This is a genomic window from Streptomyces beijiangensis (assembly GCF_017315755.1).
Classification (GTDB): domain Bacteria; phylum Actinomycetota; class Actinomycetes; order Streptomycetales; family Streptomycetaceae; genus Streptomyces; species Streptomyces beijiangensis.
In genome coordinates this window covers 1-232 of the sequence record NZ_JAFLRJ010000113.1, presented here as the reverse complement: position 1 = coordinate 232, position 232 = coordinate 1, and the positions used below count along the sequence as shown (strand labels likewise).

Annotated in this window: 1 pseudogene; it reads left to right on the top strand. The window is 64.7% G+C overall.

From position 1 onward, the window contains the following. Positions 1–128: 128 nt before the first annotated feature. Positions 129–232, top strand: a pseudogene (locus tag J0695_RS43830) (TetR family transcriptional regulator); the annotation flags it as partial.

Genomic DNA, 232 nt, shown 5'->3' with positions numbered 1-232 from the left:
CCCGCGCCGTCGTCCGTCTCGCCTGAGCAGGGCTACGGGTTGTACGTAAGGGGCGTCCGCTATGGCGGACGCCCCTTACTCGTCCCCACCTCTTGACGTAGGTAGTGATTGGCCACTAACTTAATCGCATGGTCAGGATGAGCGCAGACGAGCGGCGCGAGAGCGTCATCCGCGCGGCGGTGATCGAATTCGCCCGAGGCGGTTACCACGGCACCTCCACGGAGGTGATCGC